Consider the following 21,169-nt stretch of genomic DNA (forward strand, 5'->3'; position numbering starts at 1 on the left):
CGACTCGCGTCGTGGCCGGCCGCGCAGTTCCCCGCGCCCCTGAGACGCGCACTGCGTGCGCCATCTCAGGGGCGCGTATCTGTCGGTACCCGTCCCCGCCGGGGGCGCGTCACCGGGGGAGGCGCGGCGAAGCCGCAGGCCTCCAGGGGCGCGGGGAACTGCGCGACCAGCCACGATGCGACCGTGGGCCGCCCGCGAAGCCGCGCAAGGCAGACGGAACGGCGTCAGGGGCGCGGGGAACTGCGCGAGCAACCACGATGCGACCGTGGGCCGCCCGCGAAGCCGCGCAAGGCAGACGGAACGGCGTCAGGGGCGCGGGGAACTGCGCGACCAGCCACGGCGGACCCGCACCCGCACCCGGACCCGGACCCGGACCCGGACCCGGACCCGCAGCCGCCCGCGAAGCAGAACCCGAACACGAACCAGCGACGCCCGCCCCAGCCGCTGCGCAGCAGCCCCGCTGGGACGGACGCCCGTAGGAAGAGACCTACCTGCCGCGCCCGTAGGACGTCACATAACCCGGCGCCGGCGACCCGACCCCCGTGACGTCGTCATAGCCCCGGACCGCCTTCAACGAGGCATCCTTGCCCAGGCTGCGTACAGACGTGAGCAACCCCTCCGTCGCGTCGAACCCGTTCGCGAAGTCGACCCGCGCCACCGCGAGGTCACTCTTCACCGGGTGGTCCGTCACGTCGTGGTAGATCCGCGACCCGTACCGGTCGTAGATGGCCGGGTTGGCGAACCCGATCGCCCGCCCGCCCCGCGTCTGCTGCGCGAGCGCCTGCACGCCGGCGATCACCGGCGCCGCCAGCGACGTACCCCCGATGCGGTACTCGTCGTACCCGAGCGAGCCGTCCGGCAGCGTCTGCGTCTGGCCGACGAGGAACCCGGTGTTGGGGTCGGCGATGGCGGAGATGTCGGGGACGACCCGGTTCAGCCCGCCGTTGGCGTGCGCCAGCGAGTTCGGGACAACACCCCGCTGGTAGAAGGGCTGCGCGACGGTGCGACTCGTACCGCCCCCCGCACCGGAGGTGTACGCGCCGGGGAAGTCCGTCCAGCTCTTGCCGTCCGCGGCGAGGTCGGACTTGAGGGTGCCCCAGCCGGTCTCCCACTGGTACTTGTCGCCCTTGCCGACGGCCAGCGACGTACCGCCGACCGCGGTGACCCACGCGGAGTTCGCGGGCGTGTCGACCTGCTTCACGCCGGTGTTGGCGACCTCGTCGCCGTTGTCGCCGGAGGAGAAGTAGAAGCCGATGCCCTGGACCGCGCCGAGCTGGAAGACCTGGTCGTACGCGGCGGCGAGCTGCGGCGTCTGGTTGGCCTCGATGTCGCCCCAGGAGTTGGAGACGATGTCGGCGAGGTGCTTGTCGACGATGGTGGCGAGCGAGTCGAGCAGGTCGTCGTCGTAGCAGGAGGACGCGCCGACGTAGGTGATGTCGGCCTTGGGCGCGACCGCGTGCACGGCTTCGACGTCGAGCGTCTCCTCGCCGTACCAGCCTGCGGCGCCGCACTCCTCGGTCTTGGTGTAGTCGGCCGGGAGGACCTGCTTGAGCTGGCCCTTCGCGTACTTCGCGTCACCGTGTTTGGCCGCGTACGTCGCCGCGTCCTTCGCGATGGTCGGCGAGGCGTACGCGTCGGTGATCGCGACCCGCACCCCCTTGCCGGTGGCCTTGCCCGCGCCGTAGGCGGCGCGCAGCTGCTTGCCGGTGTAGCCCTTGACGGCGTACGGGACCTTCTTGCCGTACGCGGAGGGCAGCTTCTCGGCGACGTTGGAGCCGTAGTACGAGGAGAACGGCCCGGCGTTGCGGAACACCGCGTCCGGCGGCGGGAGTTCGTCCTGGTGGTCGGCCTTGTGCGGGGCGCTGTCGAGGCCGGTGACGGTGAGGACGGCGCCGTCGAGCGAGCGCGGCACGGACGCCGTGCCCGAGGGGGCGCGGTAGGTGTGCTTGCCCTTGGCGTAGTTGTGCAGTTGGGTGCCGAAGGCCTTCTCGGCGGCGGCGACGTCGCCGGAGACGGATATGTAGTGCTGGGTGGTGCCGGTCACGGTGAGGCCCGAGGACCTGAGCCACTTCGTGACCTCGGATATCTGCGCCTTCGTGGCGCCGAACCGGTCCTGTGCCTGCTTCGCGCTCAGGTACGTGCCGTACGAGGCGGAGGACGGGTCGGAGACGGCTCTGGCGTACGCGGCCAGACCGGCGGCGTCCCGCCCGGCGAGGTAGACGCGGGCGGTGACCTTGTTGCCGTCGGCCGTCGCGCCCTTGTCGGCCGTGCCGGTGGCCCACAGCGGTTTGGTGCCCGCGAGGCCGGCCCGGCCGGAGTCGGCCTGCGCGGCCGGGGCGGCGAGGGCGATCGCGCCGGCGAGGAGCGGCAGTGCCGCTGCCAGGCTCAGACCGGCGCGGGTGCGGCGTGAACCGCGGATGGATCTCATGGAACGACCCCCTGGTCTCATGGAACCCCTGGGTGAGGTGCACGTGTCCTGCGGAGCGTGTAATGCACACGCAGAGGGCTTCACTCTCGCCAGGAACACTTCACGCCGGGGGCATGCGGGGACCAAGAAGGGGTCAAGTCACGTCAAGTCCGATCGGAAACAGCCGGTTTGACCGTGGCGCGGGCGCTCAGGGCGTCGTGGCCGGAGTCGCTCCGCGGTCCTTCAGCATGTCCGTCATCAGGTCGATCTCGGACTGCTGGGAAGCCACCATGGAGCGCGCGAGGCGCCGTTCGGCCCCGACCACGCACCGCTTCACACACCCCTCGGCCATGTGCACACCACCCTTGTGATGGGCGATCATCAACCGCAGGTACATGATCTCGGCCGCACGCCCACTGGCCTTGTCCAGCTTCGCGAGTTGCGTACTGGTGGCCATACCGGGCATCAGCGCCCCGTCCTCACCCACCGGCGCGTCGCCCATCCCCATCCACGCCATGGGCGCCTTCTCCGACACCTTCGGCAGCTCCCACAGGTCGAGCCAGCCGAGCATCATGCCGCGCTGGTTGGCCTGGGTCTGCGCGATGTCGTAGGCGAGGCGGCGCACCTCCACGTCCTCGGTGCGGTCGCGCACGATGTACGACATCTCGACGGCCTGCTGATGGTGCACGGCCATGTCCCGCGCGAACCCGGCGTCCGCGGACTCGGCCGCCGGCACCAACAGATCGGCCGGGCCGCCGTCCCCGTCGGCGGCCGCGTACGTGACCGCGCCCGTGGCCACGGCGACCGCCGCGGCCACGGACACCAGCCAACCGGTCGTCCTGCGCATCACTTGGCCAGACCACCCGAACAGGAGGCACCCGGCTCCGGGGTCTGCTTGCCCTGCACGTACGTCGAGAAGAACGAGGCGACCGCCGGGTCCGCCGCGCTCCTGACCGTCCGCTGGTGCCCCCATGCGCTGAGCATGATCGGGTCCTTCTGGTCCTGGACCGGGCTCATGAGCGAGTAGGGCGTGCTCTTGACCTTGGAGGCGAGCGCCCGCACGTCCTTGTCGGCGGCCTTGTCGTTGTACGTCACCCAGACGGACCCGTGCTCCAGGGCGTGCACGGCGTTCTCGTTCGGGACGGCCTTCTCGTAGACGTCACCGTTGCAGTTCATCCACACCGGGTTGTGGTCGCCGCCGACCGGCGGGTTCATCGGGTAGGCGACCTTCTTGCCGACGTGGTTGCGGGCGAGCTTCCCGCTCCAGGTGCCCACGCCGTCCTTGTCGTAGGAGAAGTGCCCGGAGGCGCCCGACGCCTTCGCATCGCCCTTGTCGTCGTCCCCACTCTTGGTCACGGCCCACGCGGTGACTCCTATGAGGGCGGCCACGACGACCGTGCTCACCGAGATCACGGCGATCCGGCCGCGCCGGGCGCGGGCGCGCTCGGCACGGCGCATCTCCTCTATACGGTCCCTGCGGTCCTTGGCGGGAGCGGCGGAGGTCTTCTTGGCGGAACCCATGGCATGTCCTTCTGCGAAAAGGGCGAGACGGGCGGGCCCGCTGATCGTAGTGCGCAAAACGGCTTCCGCGGGAGGTGGCTGTCGTCCGTGCCGCGCACGGCAGGCACTATGGCCCTGAGGGGTGCAGCAGGCACTATGAACACGACACCGGCCGATCAAGGACGATCAAGGTCGGCAACGTGTACGAAACGGACGTGTGGTGGGATGTGACCGGGCCCCTCGACGTCCCCGGAGCAGGCGGCCTGACCAGCAAGGATGGGTGGAAGCGGAAGATGGACAAGCAGCAGGAATTCGTGCTCCGGACCCTGGAGGAGCGCGACATCCGGTTCGTACGCCTGTGGTTCACGGATGTGCTGGGCTTCCTCAAGTCGGTCGCCGTGGCCCCCGCCGAGCTGGAACAGGCGTTTGACGAGGGAATCGGCTTCGACGGCTCTGCCATCGAGGGCTTCGCCCGGGTCTACGAGTCCGACATGATCGCCAAGCCGGACCCCGGCACCTTCCAGGTCCTTCCCTGGCGCGCCGAGGCCCCCGGCACGGCCCGGATGTTCTGCGACATCCTCATGCCCGACGGCTCGCCGTCCTTCGCGGATCCGCGCTACGTCCTCAAGCGCGCCCTCGCCAAGACCTCCGACCTCGGGTTCACCTTCTACACGCACCCCGAGATCGAGTTCTTCCTCCTGAAGAACAAGCCCCTGGACGGCTCGCGCCCGACGCCCGCCGACAACTCCGGCTACTTCGACCACACCCCGCAGAACGTGGGCATGGACTTCCGCCGCCAGGCGATCACCATGCTGGAGTCGATGGGCATCTCGGTGGAGTTCAGCCACCACGAGGGCGCGCCGGGCCAGCAGGAGATCGACCTCCGTTACGCGGACGCGCTCTCCACGGCGGACAACATCATGACGTTCCGCCTGGTCATGAAGCAGGTGGCGCTCGAACAGGGCGTCCAGGCCACCTTCATGCCGAAGCCGTTCTCCGAATACCCGGGCTCGGGCATGCACACCCACCTCTCCCTCTTCGAGGGCGACCGCAACGCGTTCTACGAGTCGGGCGCCGAGTACCAGCTCTCGAAGGTCGGCCGCTCCTTCATCGCGGGGCTGCTGCGCCACGCCGCCGAGATCTCCGCGGTCACCAACCAGTGGGTCAACTCCTACAAGCGCATCTGGGGCGGCTCGGAGCGCACCGCGGGCGCCGGCGGCGAGGCCCCCTCCTACATCTGCTGGGGCCACAACAACCGCTCGGCCCTCATCCGCGTCCCGATGTACAAGCCCGGCAAGACGGGCTCGGCCCGCGTCGAGGTCCGCTCCATCGACTCCGGCGCCAACCCGTACCTGACCTACGCGGTCCTCCTGGCGGCGGGCCTCAAGGGCATCGAAGAGGGCTACGAACTCCCGCCCGGCGCCGACGACGACGTCTGGGCCCTCTCCGACGCCGAACGCCGCGCCATGGGCATCGAACCCCTCCCGCAGAACCTCGGCGAGGCCATCGCCCTGATGGAACGCTCTGAGCTGGTCGCGGAGACGCTGGGGGAACACGTATACGACTTCTTCCTCCGCAACAAGAAGCAGGAGTGGGAGGAGTACCGCTCCGAGGTGACCGCGTTCGAGCTGCGGAAGAACCTGCCGGTGCTGTAGTCGCTGGTCAGGGCGGTTTCAAGCCGTGTCGAGTCTCCGGGGCCGTCGGTCGATGACCGACGGCCCCGTCGTGTGCGCAGGGGGTTGGGCCGTCTTGGGGCCGTGAGCCGTCGGATCGGTCCCTGAGACGTGCCGTCCACTGAGGCAATACAAGAGCAGCGGGGCCGTGGATCCGGATGCGTGTGCTGCGACCTCGCCTCGGGCCTGTTCCGGGTCCCTGAGGCACGAGGCGTCTGCTGGCGCCGCCCTCCCCCAGGGCCGTGACCTGCGGCCGACTGCTGTATCAACGCTCCGTATTGCGGGCCGTCGCCAGCTAGCAGAGTCGTCTGCGATGGAGGAAGCTCGAACGTCCCAGTTGTAAATCGATCCGCGTCCGGTTCCGTAAGCGCACCAGCGCAACTGCCCCTACTGGAAGGCTTGTTGAGGAGCGAAGGGTTGCAGTTGGGTAAGCTGATGACTCGCAGTGGAAGAGGCTGCTGGAGGTGAAAATGCCGCACGGGAAAGCCGGACCTCGTGTGCTTATCTCGTACTCTCATGACAGCCACGAGCATCGAGAGATGATTCTGCGTTTCGCCAATCGACTGCGTGGCGCGGGTGCGGATGCATGGATTGACCAATTTGAGGAACACGATCCGCCCGATTCATGGCCTGACTGGATGCGCCGCGAAGTAGAGAAAGCAGACACCGTCGTACTAGTCATCACCGATAAATACGTGAAGAGCTTCAGGCGTGAGACCGGTGAAGGAGTTGGATCGGGAGTCCGCTGGGAAGGGGCTCTCGTAAACGCAGAACTTTATCATACTAGGGAAGAGCGCGCCAAATACATCCCCGTGGTGTTGCGCGCTAGCGACGCGCACCTCATCCCGGTCCCCTTGAATCTCACTAGTTGGTTCGTCATCGGAGAGGATGGAAGGGCCGACCTTTCCCGATTGGTTAAGGTTCTACTGCGCGAGCAAAGCGAAATCCCTGGCGCAATCGGGTCACCGAAATCGGTGGTTGCGCAGTCGTTCTATTTCGAAGGGGTCAACTCCAGTCCCGGGGTCGACGAAGCTTTCAGTTCTGCAATTAGTGGAGGCGACGTAAGGGTGTCTCTTGGCGAATTGGAGAGCGCGCTCGAAGGTTCATTCGGCGACGAGCGAAGTCACATCCTCTTTCTCCAGGGAGTGCTTCATGAGAAGATTGGGGAAGCATCGCAGGCGGAAACTCGTTTTCTGCGAATCATGGAGACGTCGGGGCACGCCGGCCTCCGTGAGGCTGCGATGGAGCACTTGCGGCCTCTCTACGTGGATTACGAGGCACATTACGGTGACGGAGGTCCTGTAACTGCGGCCACGGAGTGGCTCACTCTCGTAAGACGAGGGAAGAAGCGTGAAATGTGGAAGCGGCTCACGCGCGAACTACGGCTCTCATTGGCGCAGGACTGGGTGATGGCCAATGAAGGGCATCCCAATTTGGCGCCCTACGATCGCGAAGATCTGGCCGAGGAGCTGTCGGCGAAAAAGCCTAACCATCCACTGGGCAAGCATCTACTGGCCAGCAAGGTCGCAGTACTCCAGGAGCATTACAAGCGTTGGGACGCGAAGAGGTGGGGTGCCGCGCGAAACCCTAGAAGGATCGGCCATGATTACGAGTTGATTGTAATGAGCCCCGCAGACGATGGAATTCGAGTAACAGAAGAAGGAGAGCTCGTGCCAACCTTTCCTTTGTTGATGAGGAAGGTGGGGATTGATTGGGCGGTGGCAAATTTCAGTACGGCTTACCCTGTTCCTGGTTGGCCGCCGTCACAGGTAGAGATTCCCGCGCAGACGGTTCAGTACTCGCGTTTCAGTGAGGGGGACGAGTAGACTTGGAAGGCCGGTCAGACTCCGAGAATGAGAAGCTGAAGCATCTCGAATTCATACAGGCAACCATATCTAGACTGGCAAATAATTCTTTCCTGATTCGAGGATGGAATGTCACCGCCACGGGTGCGCTAGTCGTTGTCTCTGTTCAAACGGCCAAGTGGAGCATATCGTCCGTAGCATTGCTGGTTGGCATCTCTTTTTGGTTTTTGGATGCCTCATATCTCCGTCGTGAGCGCTTGTTTCGGGCCCTCTATGACGACGCGATATCCTCTGAGACGAACTATCGAGTTCCGTCGTTTGGTATGGATGTGAGACCGTACCTTTCGACTGTTACGTGGAACAAGTCATTCTTTTCCAGTTCGGCCATGCTTGTACATCTTCCGCTTATCGCGGTTGATGTGGCAGTTACTTGTGTGTTGCTCTAACGGTTCGGTCGAACCGAAGTTGGCGCGGACCGTGAGGTCAATGGAGCAATTGCGAGGCCGGAACTGTTTCAGGGCGACTTCGCAGAGTCGGTAAGCACACGCACTCGCCCGGCACTTAGCGACGTGGGAGCTACGGCCATGGAAGCTCGTATCAAGGTGGCTGACCAGAATCTCGGAGAGGCGCCTCACCTATATCCGGCTTCTCTCACTCGCCCGCTGAACGCACCTCGACGGGGCGCCGCAGGCGGGAGGCGAGCCGAACTACCGAGACGGCTCGGCCCGACCGCCCATAGACCCCGATGGAGTGATGAACTCTACCTGGCGATCTTACTGCTATACATAGCGTCGATTGCCTTGCGAGAGCGCCCGTCACTGGCTGGCATTAGATGCGTGTAAACCCGCAGTGTGAACCCTGGGTCTGTGTGTCCCAGATATGTACTCAGTGCTTTGACGTTCTCGCCCGCGTCCAGAAGTACGGACGCGTAAAAGTGCCGTAGCGCATGCATGCCGTGCTCTCGTGCAGCCAGATGTCGCTCGCCCGGATTGGGCTCAGGAATGACTCCGGCGGCTACGAGAGAGGGTTTCCAGAAGCGTGTGTTGAAGTCCGTGCGTCGCACCGCGCCCTCACCGTCAGGGCGCACGAAAAGCAGGCGCTTTGTGACAAGGCGGCCATCAGGGCGCTGCCATGGCAACGCCACCTCCACAGGAGGGTGCGCGTTCATGTGTTCTTTGAGAGCGTCAGCGACGGAGTCAGGGAGTGGCACGTCTCGCTCCTTCTCACGCTTCGGAGGTGCGAACACGAGCTTGCCGCCCGACACCTTCACCTGATAGGCAACGTGCAGCCAGCCGGTGTCAAAGCCGATCTCGTCAGCCGGTAGACCGAAGATTTCCCCTTGCCGCAGACCACATCCGGCGCCCAGGTCGATGGCTGCGCGGTACTGAGACGGGAGCGCGGCGCGCACGCTGAATGTCCGCTCGGCCGTCCACGGCACCACTCGACGACGGCTTGGGCTCGGGGCACGAACGGTGCTGGACTTGCACGGGTTGCGGTGCAGGTGGTCATCCTCCACCGCTGCGGTGAAGACGCCCGAGACGCTCGCGAAGATAACGCGCCGGTAGCTGGACGCGGGGATCGCGCGCTCCAACTCCGCGAGCCAGTCGCGGATGTGCTCCGGCTTGAACGTGCCGAGCGGGCGGGAACCGGTGCCGTTCAGGAAGCTCGTGGTGATTGCTGAACTCAACCGGGCCGTGGGCAGCATGAAGGCAACCTGACGACACCAGAGGAGAGCTGTGAGCCTGCTTCCCACGATCACGACCACTGACGTCCAGGAACAGGAACCCCGAGTCGCCATTCTGCCGATCGGCTCCTACGAGCAGCACGGTGCCTACCCGCCGCTCGTCACGGACACAGCCATCGCCTGCATCATCGCCCGTGAGATCGCGGCGGCATACCCGGTGCTGCAGCTCCCGCCCGTGACGATCGCGTGCAGCCACGAGCACGGCACGTGGCCCGGCACGGTGAGCATCAGCGCTCGCACGCTCCACGCCGTGGTCAACGACATTGCCGCGTCCCTCGAAGCCCAGGGCGTCCGCAAAGTTGTGCTGGTCAACGCCCACGGCGGCAATTACGTGCTCTCGAACATCGTCCAAGAAGCGAACCTCACCGAACCGCGGATGACGCTCTTTCCGCAGGGGCGCGAGTGGGGCCGGTCCCGTGAGCGCGCCGGCCTAGTGTCCGACGCTCACGGAGACATGCATGCAGGAGAGATCGAGACCTCCATCCTGTTCCATGCGGAACCGGCCCTTGTGCGTGACGGCTACGAGACCGCGGACCACGACGGTGGCGAGCGTCCGTTCCTCCTGACGCATGGCATGAAGGCGTATACGGAGACGGGCGTCGTCGGCTTTCCTTCGTACGCTACGGCGAACAAAGGAAAATCATCTTGGCGAGCCTAGTGGAAGATTTTGCAGCCCACCTCGTAGCGCTCGAGTATCCTGACACCAGGATATGTAAAGCGAAAATCTCTACGCGTCGCTACTTTCTACAGGTGAGATTCGGAGTCAGTCAGTGAGTTCACACGAAATAAGTAGTTTCGAGAATTCCGCTTCACGTCATCTCGGTTTGACTGACGGCTTCGAGTACTATCTCGGCGCGTCTGATGATGACTATGAGAGGGTTCTAAAGAACGGCATGGTGGTGCTGGACACCAATGCGGTACTGAACCTCTATAGATACACCGATGAGGCACGTACTGACCTTTTTTCCGTTCTCCGCAGTTTGGGTGATCGATTGTGGATCCCTAACCAGGTGGCTGTCGAGTTCTGGCGGAATAGAGAGTCTGCGGCGACCGATTTGGACTTCTTTGGTGACGGTGTTATCGAGGAATTGCGAGACGTGCATGGTCAGATTGGGAGATCGCTGCGAACCTGGGCTAATCGGGTTGCGTTGAAGCAAGAGCAACTAAGCGGAATACTTGAGGGTCTGGAGGCTTCCTTTGAGGGGGTTTTCGCTGCAGTTCAATCTATTGCCGGGGAAAGATCCAGCGGACGCTCTCGTAACACCTTTGAAGATCCGGTGCTCTTGGAGTTGCAGGAAACCCTGGTGAACAGGGTTGGAATACCTCTGGGAAGTAGGGAATACGAGGAGGCGGTAGCCGAAGGCCTACGTCGTGTGGACGAGAAAATTCCTCCGGGCTACAAGGATAAGAAGAAAGGTGAGGATGGGGCAGCGGGGGACTATCTGGTCTGGGCTCAGACGATCAAGGAGGCGCAAGTTCGGGGATGTGAGGTGCTGATAATTACCGGCGATGTCAAAGAGGATTGGTGGCGAAGGGAATCGGGTGAAACAAAGGGCCCTCGCCTTGAGCTTACCCAAGAGTTCTACTCCGCTGTTGGTGCTCGTGTTTTCATGCTTCGGCCGCCGAGATTTCTGGAGCTGGCCAGGGGGGCTCTAGACGTGTCGGTCGCGAACGAGTCAATTGACGATGCAAGTCGCGTCGAACATGCCATAGGGAAACGCCTCTATGCAGCTTCGAATGTTCTAGCCTTGCTACGCGAGGATCTCCTGACGTATCTTCACGGTGAGTCCCGCCTTCCCTTGAACGATGAGTCAATTGAACCTTTCGATAGTTTTCATGCCGTGGCGGCACTATTCCATGGGGACTCTTTGGTTTACCTCGACTTCGGGCAACCGGTCGGGCGTATCCTGAAGCGCTGGTTGAGGAAAGTGTCCGGCAGAAAGAATATTAGTCCCGAAGATATGTCCTTCGTTGTTGCGCGCCTGTCTGAAGATCAGGTGAAGGATCGCGACCTATGGCGCAACATGATGGCCGAGGATCGGCCGGTCTGGCATCTTAACGGGTTTGGGAATCATGACCCCGGCCGAATGCGCGCCTTTGCTCCTTTGCCGGACTGGAGCTTCGATTATCTCTACCCCATCGATCTATCTATCGAGCTTGCTTGTCTGGCGGAAGCTAAAACCGTAGGGGAGTTGATTGACTTGCTGAGGTCAGAGGTTCCTTATCGATTTATTGCGTACCTTCGTACGGTAAGTGAAGTTTCTGCTCTTCCTCTTCAGGGGAGTGCGCTAGACGGGACCGTTGAGGGCGCCCTGCGGCGGCTGGCTGCTTCCCTTCCTGAGCATTGGCAAATTACGGCAATGCTTAATGCGGTCATAATTGAAGACACCTTCAGAGAAGTTGCGCAGGCGCAACTCGTACTGCGAACTGGGCTCGATATGCGTTGAATCGCTTTGCTGGCCCCCGGGGCTCTTGTTAGTTGTCAGATGCCTCCCTAGGGGGGAGGGCAGGTGCAGAACGACAGGTCAACAGAGGCGCAGTTGGCCCACAGTCGAGTTGCCGTTGTTGTGGCAGAGAGCCCGGCCCGGGGCCGTCGCTGGGCCGTCAGAGGGCGGCCCGCGGTGACCAACGACGACCAACAACAGCCTCCGTGGCGCAGGTCAGAAGGGTCCCGAATCGCGGTGCCGCAGGCCGCTGGCAGCACTGATCAATTCCTCCGCAACAAGAAGCAGGAGTGGGAGGAGTACCGCTCCGAGGTCACGGCGTTCGAGCTGCGGAAGAACCTGCCGGTGCTGTAGAGGCGGTCAGGCCCAGAGGGCCTCGGTCACGATGATCTGCGGGTCGGCGGCGCGGCGCATGAAGGTGTAGTTCAGCCAGCCGCGCCCGCCGGCCAGGTCGACGATGTGGGCGCCGCCGGGGTTCGTGGACGCCAATGGACGGACGGTCATCCAGTGCGGAAGCGAGGCATCGGTGTCGATCCCGCGGAAGTACGGGTCCTCAGCGGTGACCAGTTCCGCGCGGGCGCTCATGACCAAGTCGCTGCCTTCGGGGCAATGAGCGAGGCCGGGGCGTCACCCCCGGAAAACCCTCAGCCCAGCGCGTCCCGCAGCGGAGTCGTAGCCCGCTTCCGGTACTCCTGGATGGCCCAGCCGTTCCCGTCCGGGTCCGTGAAGTGGGCGAACGTGCCGCCGTCGTCCGGGCCGAACTGGACCGGATCCGAGACGTCCAGGCCGCGGGCGGTCAGTTCGGCGTGGGCGGCCTTGATGTCGGTGACGACGAGCTGGAGGCCGTGGTAGGCGCCGGGGGCCGGGGTGCCGGTCGGGATCGGGATGCCGGCGGAGAGGACGATGGAGCAGCCCGAGCCGGGCGGGGTGAGCTGGACCAGGCGGGTGCCGGGGGCCAGTTCGCGGTCCACGTCGCAGTGGAAGCCGACCTTGTCCGTGTAGAAGGCCTTGGCGCGGTCGATGTCCGAGACGGGCAGCGGGATCACTTCCAGGGTCATGTCCATCGGACCAAGGTAGGCGGGGAAGACCGCGCCGTCAGCGGGTGCCGCACGAACTTCCGTGCCGCCGGCCGGCACGGCCCCCCCATCACCTGGCCGATTCAGCGCTGCGACAACGGCGCCGGCGCCTCCTGCACCGTCCACCCGTTGCCGTCCGGGTCCGTGAAGAACATGAACGAGTTCCACACTTCGTCGCCGCGGCCCTCGGCCCAGCCCTGCGCGCCCGCGTGCTGGACCGGGGAGACGTCCACGCCGCGCGCCGTCAGCTCCTCGCGCGCCGCCCCGATGTCCGTGACGCACACCTGGAGACCGGTGAGGCTCCCCGGCGCCATGCTCGGCTGGCCGGGCGCGCCCGGCATCCCCTCGAGCAGCGAGATCGAGCAGCGCGAACCGGGCGGCGTCAGCTGCACGACGCGGATGCCGGGCGCGACCTGCTGGTCCACGTCGACCTTGAAGCCCACCTTGTCCGCGTAGAACTCCTTGGCGCGGTCCACGTCCGAGACCGGGACGACGACCACTTCGAGCGTCCACTCCATGTCCTGCTGTCCTTTCGGTAGGGACGGCTTCCTGCCGACGGGTCGACCACGGCTTTCCGCCGACGAGACGACTTCGCCGAACGTGCGGCGACTCCTGCCGCCATCATGACGACTCCCCGCGCCCCCACAACCCATCGGACCCGGACCGGCCGCAGTACTCTCATGACCAGCGTGTGATCGAACAGGAGGCCGGGATGTCGGTGCCGCAGGGGCGCAGGAGCAGTACCTTCACGCGGCTGCTGCGGCACGGGTTCACCGACCCGTCCGGCGCCGAGCGGCTCCTGGAGACGCCCGCCCTGTCCGCGGTGCGCTCCGACCCGCTCCTCCTGGACGCGCTCGGCGCCACCGCCGACCCCGATCTGGCCCTGCTCGGCCTGGTCCGGCTGGTCGAGGCACAGGAGCGGGCGGACGGCGACGCGGGCCGCCGGGAGCTGCTCGACACACTGGTCACCGCCAAGCCGCTGCGCGACCGCCTCCTCGGCGTCCTCGGCGCCTCCGAGGCGCTCGCCGACCACCTCGCCCGGCACCCGGCCGACTGGCGGGCCCTGGTCACGTACGAGCACAGCGATCTGCACCCCGGCCTCGAGGAGTTCGAGCGCGGCCTCGCGGACGCCGCCGACCCGGACTCGTTGCGCGTCTCCTACCGGCGCTGCCTGCTGTCGATCGCCGCCCGTGACGTGTGCGGCACCACCGACGTCGCCCAGACCGCCGCCGAACTCGCCGACCTCGCGACCGCGACCCTGCGCGCCGCCCTCGCCATCGCCAGGGAGGCGGCGCCCGCCGACGCCGCGCAGTGCCGCCTCGCCGTGATCGCGATGGGCAAGTGCGGCGGCCACGAGCTGAACTACGTGTCCGACGTCGACGTCATCTTCGTCGGCGAGGCTGTCGACGGCGAGGACGAGGGCAAGGCGGTCCAGGCCGCGACCCGGCTCGCCTCCCACATGATGCGGATCTGCTCCGACACCACCGTCGAGGGCACGATCTGGCCGGTCGACGCGAACCTGCGCCCCGAGGGCCGCAACGGCCCGCTGGTGCGCACCCTCTCCTCCCACGTCGCCTATTACCAGCGCTGGGCCAAGACCTGGGAGTTCCAGGCGCTCCTCAAGGCCCGGCCCGTCGCGGGGGACCCCGAGCTCGGCGCCGCCTACATCGAGGCCGTCTCCCCGATGGTGTGGCAGGCCGCCGAGCGCGAGAACTTCGTGGCGGACGTGCAGAAGATGCGCAAGCGCGTCATCGCGGGCATCCCGGTGGGCGAGGTCGACCGCGAGCTGAAGCTCGGACCCGGCGGCCTGCGCGACGTCGAATTCGCCGTGCAGTTGCTGCAATTGGTCCATGGACGGGCCGACACCTCCCTGCGCAGCGGCACGACCCTCGACGCCCTGGAGGCCCTCGCCGAGCGCGGCTACGTCGGCCGTGTCGACGCCGTCCAGCTCGACGACGCCTACCGTTTCCTCCGTACGCTCGAACACCGCATCCAGCTCTACAAGCTGCGCCGCACCCACCTCGTCCCCGAGGGCGACGCCGACCTGCGCCGCATCGGCCGCTCCATGGGCATGCGCACCGAGCCGCTCACCGACCTGAGCCGCGCCTGGAGGCGGCACACGTCCGTCGTGCGCCGCCTGCACGAGAAGCTGTTCTACCGCCCGCTCCTCGACGCCGTCGCCCAACTCGCCCCCGGCGAGACCCGGTTGAGCACGGAGGCCGCCCGCGAGCGGCTCGTCGCCCTCGGCTACGCCGACCCCAGCTCGGCCCTGCGCCACCTGGAGGCCCTCGCCTCCGGCGTCTCCCGCAAATCGGCGATCCAGCGGACCCTGCTGCCTGTCCTGCTCGGCTGGTTCGCCGACTCCGCCGACCCGGACGCGGGCCTCCTCGGCTTCCGCAAGGTCTCCGACGCGCTCGGCAAGACCCCCTGGTACCTGCGGCTCCTGCGCGACGAGGGCGCCGCCGCCGAGAACCTCGCCCGCGTCCTGTCCGCCGGCCGCCTCGCCCCCGACCTCCTCATGCGCGCCCCCGAGGCCGTCGCCCTGCTCGGCGACCCCCACGGGCTCGACCCGCGCCCGCCCGCCCAGCTGGAGCAGGAGGTCCTCGCCGCGGTCGGCCGCGCCCAGGGCGTCGAACAGGCCGTCGCCGCCGCCCGCGGGGTCCGCCGCCGCGAGCTGTTCCGCACCACCGCCGCCGACATCATCGCCTCCTACGGGACCGAGGAGAGCCCCGCCGTCGCCGACCAGGGCGCTCTCGTCGACCGGGTCGGCGCCGCCGTCTCCGACCTCACCGCGGCGACGCTCGCCGGGACCCTGCGCGCCGTCGTCAGGGACGGCTGGGGCGACCAGCTCCCCGCCCGCTTCGCCGTGATCGCCATGGGCCGCTTCGGCGGCCACGAACTCGGCTACGGATCCGACGCCGACGTCCTCTTCGTGTACGAGCCCCGCGAAGGCGCCGACGAGCAGGAGGCCGCCCAGGCCGCCAACAAGGTCGTCGGCGAGATGCGCCGCCTGCTCGCCCTGCCCAGCGCCGACCCGCCGCTCCTCATCGACACGGACCTGCGCCCCGAGGGCAAGTCGGGGCCCCTTGTGCGCACCCTCAAGTCGTACGAGGCGTACTACCGCCGCTGGTCCCTCGGGTGGGAGGCGCAGGCCCTGCTGCGCGCCCAGCACGTCGCGGGCGACGCCGACCTCGGCGCCGCCTTCGCCGGCCTCGTCGACCCGCTGCGCTACCCCGCCGAGGGGCTCGGCGACGACGCCGTGCGCGAGATCCGCCGCCTCAAGGCCCGTATGGAGTCCGAGCGGCTGCCCCGCGGCGCCGACCCCACCCTGCACAGCAAACTCGGCCGCGGCGGCCTGTCCGACGTGGAGTGGACGGTCCAGCTCCTCCAGCTCCAGCACGGCCACGCACTACCGGGCCTGCGCACCACCCGCACCCGCGAGGCGCTGGCCGCGGCCTGCGCGGCGGACCTCCTGCCCGCCCAGGACGCGGCGACGCTCGACGAGGCGTGGGTGCTGGCGACCCGGGTGCGCAACGCGGTGATGCTGGTGCGCGGCCGGGCCGGCGACACCTTCCCCTCCGACGGGCGCGAACTCGGCGCCGTGGGCCGCTACCTCGGCTACGACCCCGGCCACGTCGGGGACATGCTCGACGACTACCGCCGGATCACGCGCCGGGCACGCGCGGTGATGGAGGAGCGCTTCTACGGGGCTCCTTAGCAGCACGGGACTCCTTAGCAGCACGTGGCTCCTTAGCAGCACGGGGCTCCTTAGCGCGTGGCTCCTCGGTACCGGGCCCCTTGGACCGCGCTCCGGCGACCTGCCGGGGCAGCGCGTAGGGCAGCGCCCCGTACCAGAGCCGCGCCACCAGGAAGCCGAACGTCAGACAGAGCATGCCGCCCACCGCGTCCAGCCAGAAGTGGTTCGCCGTCGACACGATGACGAGCAGGGTCAGCGCCGGGTACAGCAGGCCGAGCACCCGCACCCACGGCACCGACGCGAGCGCGAAGATCGTCAGGCCGCACCAGAGCGACCAGCCGATGTGCATCGACGGCATCGCCGCGTACTGGTTCGACATGTTCTTCAGGTTGCCGGACGCCATCGACCCCCAGGTCTGGTGCACGGCGACCGTGTCGATGAAGTGCCCGCCGGTCATCAGGCGCGGCGGCGCCAGCGGGTAGAAGTAGTAGCCGACCAGCGCGACGGCGGTCGTGGCGAAGAGGGCCAGACGCACGGCCGCGTACCGGCCCGGATGGCGGCGGAACAGCCACACGAGGACACCGAGCGTGATGACGAAGTGCAGTGTCGCGTAGTAGTAGTTCATGCCGACGATGAGCCAAGTCACCGAGTCGACCGCGTGGTTGACGCTCCGCTCGAAGGCGATGCCGAGGTGCTGCTCGACGCTCCAGATCCAGTCCGCGTTGGACAGCGCCTGCGCCTTCTGCTCCGGCACCGCGTTGCGGATCAGTGAGTACGTCCAGTAACTGATCGCGATCAGAAGGATCTCGAACCAGAGCCGGGGGCGCCGCGGCGTCCGCAGCCGCCGGACGGCATCGAGACGGCCACGGCCGCCCCGCCCGCCGCGGTCCTCCGCGATGGGTGACGTGGTGGGGCCCTGTCGGCCTTCCAGTGTCGTCACGGTCGATTCACCCATAGCAACAGAGTCTGCCAGATATCGGCCCTCGTCCGATCATCCCCCGGTCGAGTATCGGTCGCATCCTCTACGCCCTAAGGACGAGGGCGGACCCCAGGGGACGACGCCGTCGACCCCCGGACCACCAGTTCCGGCATGAACACGAACTCGCTGTGCGGCGCGGGCGTGCCGCCGACCTCCTCCAGGAGCGTGTTGACGGCCGCCTGCCCCATCGCGTGCACGGGCTTGCGGATCGTCGTCAGCGGCGGATCCGTGAAGGCGATCAGCGGCGAATCGTCGAAACCCACCACCGATACATCGGTCGGCACCTCCAGACCCCGCTCCCGCACCGCCCTCACGGCACCCAGTGCCATCATGTCGCTCGCGCAGATGACGCCCGTGCAGCCGCGGTCCAGGAGCGCCGCCGTCGCGGCCTGCCCGCCTTCGAGCGTGTACAGCGAGTGCTGGACGAGGTCGTGCTCCACCTCCTCGGCGGAGAGGGCCAGCAGCTCCTTCATCGTGCGGACGAACCCCTCGATCTTCCGCTGTACGGGCACGAACCGGCGCGGGCCGACCGCCAGACCGATCCGGGTGTGGCCGAGCGAGACCAGATGCGTCACCGCGAGCCGCGCCGCCGCCCGGTCGTCGGGGGAGATGAACGGGGCCGCGACCGCCGGCGAGAAACCGTCGACGAGGACGAAGGGGACGCCCTGCCCGCGCAGCCGCTCGTAGCGCCGGGTGTCGGCCGTGGTGTCGGCGTGCAGCCCGGACACGTAGATGATGCCGCTGACCCCGCGGTCGACGAGCATCTCCGTCAGCTCGTCCTCCGTGGAGCCGCCGGGCGTCTGTGTGGCCAGGACCGGCGTGTACCCCTGCCCGGTCAGCGCCTGCACGACGACCTGGGCGAGCGCCGGGAAGATCGGGTTCTCCAGCTCGGGCGTGATCAGGCCGACCAGGCCCGCGCTGTGCCGGCGCAGCCGCACGGGCCGCTCGTACCCGAGCACGTCGAGCGCGGCGAGGACGGACTGACGGGTGGCCGCGGCGACCCCGGGCTTGCCGTTGAGCACGCGGCTGACGGTCGCTTCGCTGACCCCCGCTTGAGCTGCTATGTCGGCAAGACGTGCGGTCACGGGACGGGACCTTACCGGTCACATGCCGTATTGCACACCGAGTGGGCAGGGTGGAGGAAGTGCCGCGCGGTGGCGCCGGGTTACCGCGTGCCACCCGGATCGGTGAAGCTGCGCGATCGGGGGCCCCGCCGGGCGCGCCCGGCGATACCTTGGTGCGGTGGGCCGCAGGGGGCCCGCCCGCTCCGCCCCGAGGGGGCCGCCTCGTGAACACCATCGCCCAGCAGACCAGGACCGAGCCCGGCAGCACGGTCCTGGTCGTCGACGACACCACGGCCAGCCGTTACGCCATGGGCGCGGTCCTCACCCGGGCCGGGCACGTCGTCGTCCCCGTCGCCTCCGCCGGGGAGGCGCTCGTCGAGCTCGACACCCGGCTGCGCGCCGGAGCGCTGCCCGACGTGGCCCTGGTCGACGTGGGACTTCCCGACCTCAGCGGCTACGAACTGTGCCGCCGCGTCAAGGCCCTGCCCATGCTCGCGGGCATCCCCGTCGTGCACTTCTCCGCCCGCCCCTCGGGGCCCGGCGACCGCTGCCGCGCGCTCGACGCGGGCGGCGAGGCGTATCTGACGGTCCCCGCGGAACCCGAGGAGATCCGCGCCGTCGTCCGCGCCGCCCTGCGCGGCGCCCGCGAACTCACCGACGCGCAGGGCCAGTTCGACCGGCTCGCGCTGCTCTCCGAGACCGTCGTCGAGGTGCAGGGCGCGCGTTGCCTCGTCGAACTGGCCACCACCACGGCCCACGCGGCGGCCCGGCTCACCCGGCAGAGCGCCGCCGTCTTCGTCCTCGGCGACGACGGGGACGTGCACGCCGGACTCTCCCGGCGCGGCGGCCTCGCCCCCGTCCCCGACGCCGTCGCGCGCGAGCGGGCCGCCGCGATCGCCCGGCGCGTGGCGTGCGCCCCCGGCGGCGTGCAGAGCACGATCGTGCCCCGGTCGGTGTGGCCGGACGTCTACTTCGGCCCTCGCGACGTCCAGCTGATGCTCGCCCGCACCCGCGCCGGGCACCTCCCCGTCTGCCTCGCGATGCCGCTCGCGCCCGATCCGGCCGGGCGGATCGGACCGTTCGTGGCGCAGCTCGCCCGCGCCGCCGCCCTCGCCGCCGAACCCCTCCTCATGTACGAGAAGGAACGGCACGTGGCACTGACGCTGCAACGCAGCTTCCTCCCCGCCCAGCTGCCCGCGCTCCCCGGCGTCGACGTCGCCTTCCGCTACGTGCCGGCGTCGCAGCAGACGGAGATAGGAGGTGACTTCTACGCGGCGCTGCCCACCCCCGCCGGGACCCTCGTCGCCATCGGCGACGTCGTCGGGCACTCGCTCGACGCGGCCACCGTCATGGTCGAGATCCGGCACGCCCTGCGCGCGTACAGCCTCGAGGACCCGGACCCGGCCCGGCTCCTGACCCGGCTCGACCGGATGTTCCAGCACTACCACCCGGAGAGCTCGGCCACGCTCTGCCTGGCCCTCGTCGACCCGGCGACCGGCCGCACCCTGATCGCGAACGCGGGGCACATCCCGCCCCTGCTCGTGCCCCACCGGGGCCCGGCGCACTACGCCGACGCGGCGGGCCCGATGCTCGGCCTCGGCCTGCCCCACCCCGAGCCCACCGTGCTCGGTCTCGCGCCCGGCGAGCGGCTGCTCATGGTCACCGACGGGCTCATCGAGACCCGCGGCACCGACCTCTCCGCCTCCATGGCCCAGCTCAGCGCCGCCGCGGCCGCCGCCCCCACCGCGCCCGACGCGCTCTGCGACACCCTGCTGTCCTGCTTCGGCGCCGACCGCGCCGACGACATCGCCCTGCTCGCCCTGCGACTCAACCCAGTGGTTTCTCCATGAGAGTCACCGCATAACCGCTGCCGCCCGCACCCGCTTTGAAGGGCTGCTCGCCGACGACCGTGTAGCCGCGCCCCTCGTAGTACGCGCGCAGCCGCGGGTTGCTGGACACGCAGTCCAGGCGGCAGCGCGTACGGCCCGCCTCGGCGATCCGCCGCTCGGCGTGCGCGAGCAGGGCGCCGCCCGTACCGGCGGGCGCCCCGCGCCGCACCATCAGGCGGTGCACATAACCGGCGACGGGCGGCTGCGTGCCCCAGGCCGGCTCATCGGCCCACCACAGCTCGTAGGCGCCCAGGACCTGCTCCCCGGCGATCTGCTCCCCGGTGACCTGCTCATCGGCGGTGGCGAGCCAGACCTCGCCCTCCTTCATGCGCCGCCGGAAGTGCTCCTCGTCCTTGTCGCCAGGACGCCACTGGTCGATGCCCTGCTCCACCATCCAGCGGGCCGCCGCGTCGTACAGGTCGATCAAGGTGCCGAGGTCGTCGCTGTCCGTCAGGCGGAACGAGAGTTGTGCGCTCATGCCGATCACCGTAAAGGTGGCTGGTGACAGCAGACAGCGCAGGCCACACCCACGGAGCAGCCATGCCGAACATCACCGTCGACCACTCCGCCGACCTCGAAGGACGCCTCGACCGGCCCGCGCTCGCGGGCGCCGTCCACCAGGCCTGCGTCGACCTCGTCGGGGCCCGGATCCCGGCCTGCAAGACGCGGTTCCGGCGCGCCGAGGAGACGGTCGTCGGCGACGGCGCCGAGGAGGCGTACGTGGTGCACATCGAGATCGCGCTGCTCGGCGGGCGCACCGAGGAGGCGAAGACGGCCCTCACGGAGTCGGTCCTGGCCCTGCTCCCCGGCCACATCAAGGAGCCCGAGGGCGTCTATCTGTCGGTGGAGGTACGGGACTTGGAGACGGCCTACCGCTCGGCGCGCGGCTGA

Annotated in this window: 17 protein-coding genes and 1 pseudogene; 8 read left to right on the forward strand and 10 right to left on the reverse strand. The window is 67.9% G+C overall.

Annotation, left to right across the window (positions count from 1 at the left end):
* Window positions 1-487: 487 nt before the first annotated feature.
* The 3 genes from ACH4RC_RS07945 to ACH4RC_RS07955 all read right to left on the reverse strand — a co-directional run bounded on the left by ACH4RC_RS07945 (window position 488) and on the right by ACH4RC_RS07955 (window position 3,928).
* The gene (locus ACH4RC_RS07945) at window positions 488-2,428 is read right to left on the reverse strand and encodes a protease pro-enzyme activation domain-containing protein (protein WP_398196739.1); all 1,941 of its coding nucleotides are present in this window, start codon (window positions 2,426-2,428) and stop codon (window positions 488-490) included.
* A 187-nt stretch (window positions 2,429-2,615) separates the two neighbouring features.
* Complete coding sequence (locus tag ACH4RC_RS07950) at window positions 2,616-3,254, reverse strand: DUF305 domain-containing protein (RefSeq protein ID WP_398196741.1); 639 nt, start codon at window positions 3,252-3,254, stop codon at window positions 2,616-2,618.
* On the reverse strand, window positions 3,254-3,928 hold the full coding sequence (locus ACH4RC_RS07955; RefSeq protein ID WP_398196743.1) for a DUF3105 domain-containing protein: 675 nt from the start codon (window positions 3,926-3,928) through the stop codon (window positions 3,254-3,256). The genes ACH4RC_RS07950 and ACH4RC_RS07955 overlap by 1 nt, the downstream gene beginning before the upstream one ends.
* A 272-nt stretch (window positions 3,929-4,200) precedes the next feature.
* Between ACH4RC_RS07955 and glnA the strand changes: the two genes are divergently transcribed.
* Together glnA and ACH4RC_RS07965 are read left to right on the forward strand one after the other, a co-directional pair.
* Window positions 4,201-5,562 carry a type I glutamate--ammonia ligase gene (glnA, locus tag ACH4RC_RS07960; RefSeq protein ID WP_361069183.1) on the forward strand — a complete coding sequence of 454 codons (1,362 nt, stop codon included), beginning with the start codon at window positions 4,201-4,203 and terminating at the stop codon, window positions 5,560-5,562.
* 488 nt (window positions 5,563-6,050) lie between these two features.
* Window positions 6,051-7,406, forward strand: coding sequence for a toll/interleukin-1 receptor domain-containing protein (locus ACH4RC_RS07965; RefSeq protein ID WP_398197849.1), 1,356 nt, complete (start codon window positions 6,051-6,053; stop codon window positions 7,404-7,406).
* Window positions 7,407-8,145: 739 nt separating this feature from the next.
* On the opposite strand, the gene ACH4RC_RS07970 is transcribed toward ACH4RC_RS07965, so the two are convergent.
* Window positions 8,146-9,090 (reverse strand): tyrosine-type recombinase/integrase, encoded by a 945-nt coding sequence (locus tag ACH4RC_RS07970; RefSeq protein ID WP_398196745.1) that lies wholly within the window; start codon window positions 9,088-9,090, stop codon window positions 8,146-8,148.
* Window positions 9,091-9,121: 31 nt separating this feature from the next.
* On the opposite strand from ACH4RC_RS07970, the gene ACH4RC_RS07975 reads away from it, so the two are divergent.
* The 3 genes and pseudogenes from ACH4RC_RS07975 to ACH4RC_RS07985 form a co-directional block, all read left to right on the forward strand.
* Window positions 9,122-9,787, forward strand: a complete 666-nt coding sequence (locus ACH4RC_RS07975) for a creatininase family protein (RefSeq protein ID WP_398196747.1) — start codon at window positions 9,122-9,124, stop codon at window positions 9,785-9,787.
* A 112-nt stretch (window positions 9,788-9,899) separates the two neighbouring features.
* On the forward strand, window positions 9,900-11,576 hold the full coding sequence (locus ACH4RC_RS07980) for a PIN-like domain-containing protein (protein WP_398196750.1): 1,677 nt from the start codon (window positions 9,900-9,902) through the stop codon (window positions 11,574-11,576).
* 258 nt (window positions 11,577-11,834) lie between these two features.
* Window positions 11,835-11,927: pseudogene (locus ACH4RC_RS07985) on the forward strand (glutamine synthetase); the annotation flags it as partial.
* A gap of 6 nt (window positions 11,928-11,933) precedes the next feature.
* Here the strand turns inward: ACH4RC_RS07985 and ACH4RC_RS07990 are convergent.
* The 3 genes from ACH4RC_RS07990 to ACH4RC_RS08000 all read right to left on the reverse strand — a co-directional run bounded on the left by ACH4RC_RS07990 (window position 11,934) and on the right by ACH4RC_RS08000 (window position 13,167).
* On the reverse strand, window positions 11,934-12,158 hold the full coding sequence (locus ACH4RC_RS07990) for a hypothetical protein (protein WP_398196752.1): 225 nt from the start codon (window positions 12,156-12,158) through the stop codon (window positions 11,934-11,936).
* A gap of 59 nt (window positions 12,159-12,217) precedes the next feature.
* A complete protein-coding gene (locus ACH4RC_RS07995) occupies window positions 12,218-12,637 on the reverse strand; it encodes a VOC family protein (protein ID WP_398196754.1) in 420 nt (139 codons plus the stop codon).
* A 95-nt stretch (window positions 12,638-12,732) separates the two neighbouring features.
* On the reverse strand, window positions 12,733-13,167 hold the full coding sequence (locus tag ACH4RC_RS08000) for a VOC family protein (RefSeq protein ID WP_398196757.1): 435 nt from the start codon (window positions 13,165-13,167) through the stop codon (window positions 12,733-12,735).
* 194 nt (window positions 13,168-13,361) lie between these two features.
* On the opposite strand from ACH4RC_RS08000, the gene ACH4RC_RS08005 reads away from it, so the two are divergent.
* Window positions 13,362-16,367, forward strand: coding sequence for a bifunctional [glutamine synthetase] adenylyltransferase/[glutamine synthetase]-adenylyl-L-tyrosine phosphorylase (locus tag ACH4RC_RS08005; protein WP_398197852.1), 3,006 nt, complete (start codon window positions 13,362-13,364; stop codon window positions 16,365-16,367).
* Here the strand turns inward: ACH4RC_RS08005 and ACH4RC_RS08010 are convergent.
* Window positions 16,315-17,301 (reverse strand): phosphatase PAP2 family protein, encoded by a 987-nt coding sequence (locus ACH4RC_RS08010; protein ID WP_398196760.1) that lies wholly within the window; start codon window positions 17,299-17,301, stop codon window positions 16,315-16,317. The genes ACH4RC_RS08005 and ACH4RC_RS08010 overlap by 53 nt on opposite strands.
* Before the next feature lie 74 nt (window positions 17,302-17,375).
* Window positions 17,376-18,410 carry a LacI family DNA-binding transcriptional regulator gene (locus tag ACH4RC_RS08015; protein ID WP_398196763.1) on the reverse strand — a complete coding sequence of 345 codons (1,035 nt, stop codon included), beginning with the start codon at window positions 18,408-18,410 and terminating at the stop codon, window positions 17,376-17,378.
* Between the two features lie 203 nt (window positions 18,411-18,613).
* Between ACH4RC_RS08015 and ACH4RC_RS08020 the strand changes: the two genes are divergently transcribed.
* Complete coding sequence (locus ACH4RC_RS08020) at window positions 18,614-20,239, forward strand: SpoIIE family protein phosphatase (protein ID WP_398196764.1); 1,626 nt, start codon at window positions 18,614-18,616, stop codon at window positions 20,237-20,239.
* Here ACH4RC_RS08020 and ACH4RC_RS08025 read toward each other — a convergent pair.
* Complete coding sequence (locus ACH4RC_RS08025; protein WP_398196767.1) at window positions 20,217-20,756, reverse strand: GNAT family N-acetyltransferase; 540 nt, start codon at window positions 20,754-20,756, stop codon at window positions 20,217-20,219. The genes ACH4RC_RS08020 and ACH4RC_RS08025 overlap by 23 nt on opposite strands.
* A 62-nt stretch (window positions 20,757-20,818) precedes the next feature.
* Between ACH4RC_RS08025 and ACH4RC_RS08030 the strand changes: the two genes are divergently transcribed.
* A complete protein-coding gene (locus ACH4RC_RS08030) occupies window positions 20,819-21,169 on the forward strand; it encodes a 5-carboxymethyl-2-hydroxymuconate Delta-isomerase (protein ID WP_398196770.1) in 351 nt (116 codons plus the stop codon).

This window comes from Streptomyces sp. NPDC016845 (assembly GCF_044332585.1).
Classification (GTDB): Bacteria; Actinomycetota; Actinomycetes; order Streptomycetales; family Streptomycetaceae; genus Streptomyces.

Excerpts from the sequence above, each read along its gene's own strand:
- ACH4RC_RS07945 (WP_398196739.1), bottom strand. The coding sequence starts at position 2,428 with ATGAGATCCATCCGCGGTTCACGCCGCACCCGCGCCGGTCTGAGCCTG.
- ACH4RC_RS07950 (WP_398196741.1), bottom strand. The coding sequence starts at position 3,254 with ATGCGCAGGACGACCGGTTGGCTGGTGTCCGTGGCCGCGGCGGTCGCC.
- ACH4RC_RS07955 (WP_398196743.1), bottom strand. The coding sequence starts at position 3,928 with ATGGGTTCCGCCAAGAAGACCTCCGCCGCTCCCGCCAAGGACCGCAGG.
- glnA (WP_361069183.1), top strand. The coding sequence starts at position 4,201 with ATGGACAAGCAGCAGGAATTCGTGCTCCGGACCCTGGAGGAGCGCGAC.
- ACH4RC_RS07965 (WP_398197849.1), top strand. The coding sequence starts at position 6,051 with ATGCCGCACGGGAAAGCCGGACCTCGTGTGCTTATCTCGTACTCTCAT.
- ACH4RC_RS07970 (WP_398196745.1), bottom strand. The coding sequence starts at position 9,090 with ATGCTGCCCACGGCCCGGTTGAGTTCAGCAATCACCACGAGCTTCCTG.
- ACH4RC_RS07990 (WP_398196752.1), bottom strand. The coding sequence starts at position 12,158 with ATGAGCGCCCGCGCGGAACTGGTCACCGCTGAGGACCCGTACTTCCGC.
- ACH4RC_RS07995 (WP_398196754.1), bottom strand. The coding sequence starts at position 12,637 with ATGGACATGACCCTGGAAGTGATCCCGCTGCCCGTCTCGGACATCGAC.
- ACH4RC_RS08000 (WP_398196757.1), bottom strand. The coding sequence starts at position 13,167 with ATGGAGTGGACGCTCGAAGTGGTCGTCGTCCCGGTCTCGGACGTGGAC.
- ACH4RC_RS08005 (WP_398197852.1), top strand. The coding sequence starts at position 13,362 with ATGTCGGTGCCGCAGGGGCGCAGGAGCAGTACCTTCACGCGGCTGCTG.
- ACH4RC_RS08010 (WP_398196760.1), bottom strand. The coding sequence starts at position 17,301 with ATGGGTGAATCGACCGTGACGACACTGGAAGGCCGACAGGGCCCCACC.
- ACH4RC_RS08025 (WP_398196767.1), bottom strand. The coding sequence starts at position 20,756 with ATGAGCGCACAACTCTCGTTCCGCCTGACGGACAGCGACGACCTCGGC.
- ACH4RC_RS08030 (WP_398196770.1), top strand. The coding sequence starts at position 20,819 with ATGCCGAACATCACCGTCGACCACTCCGCCGACCTCGAAGGACGCCTC.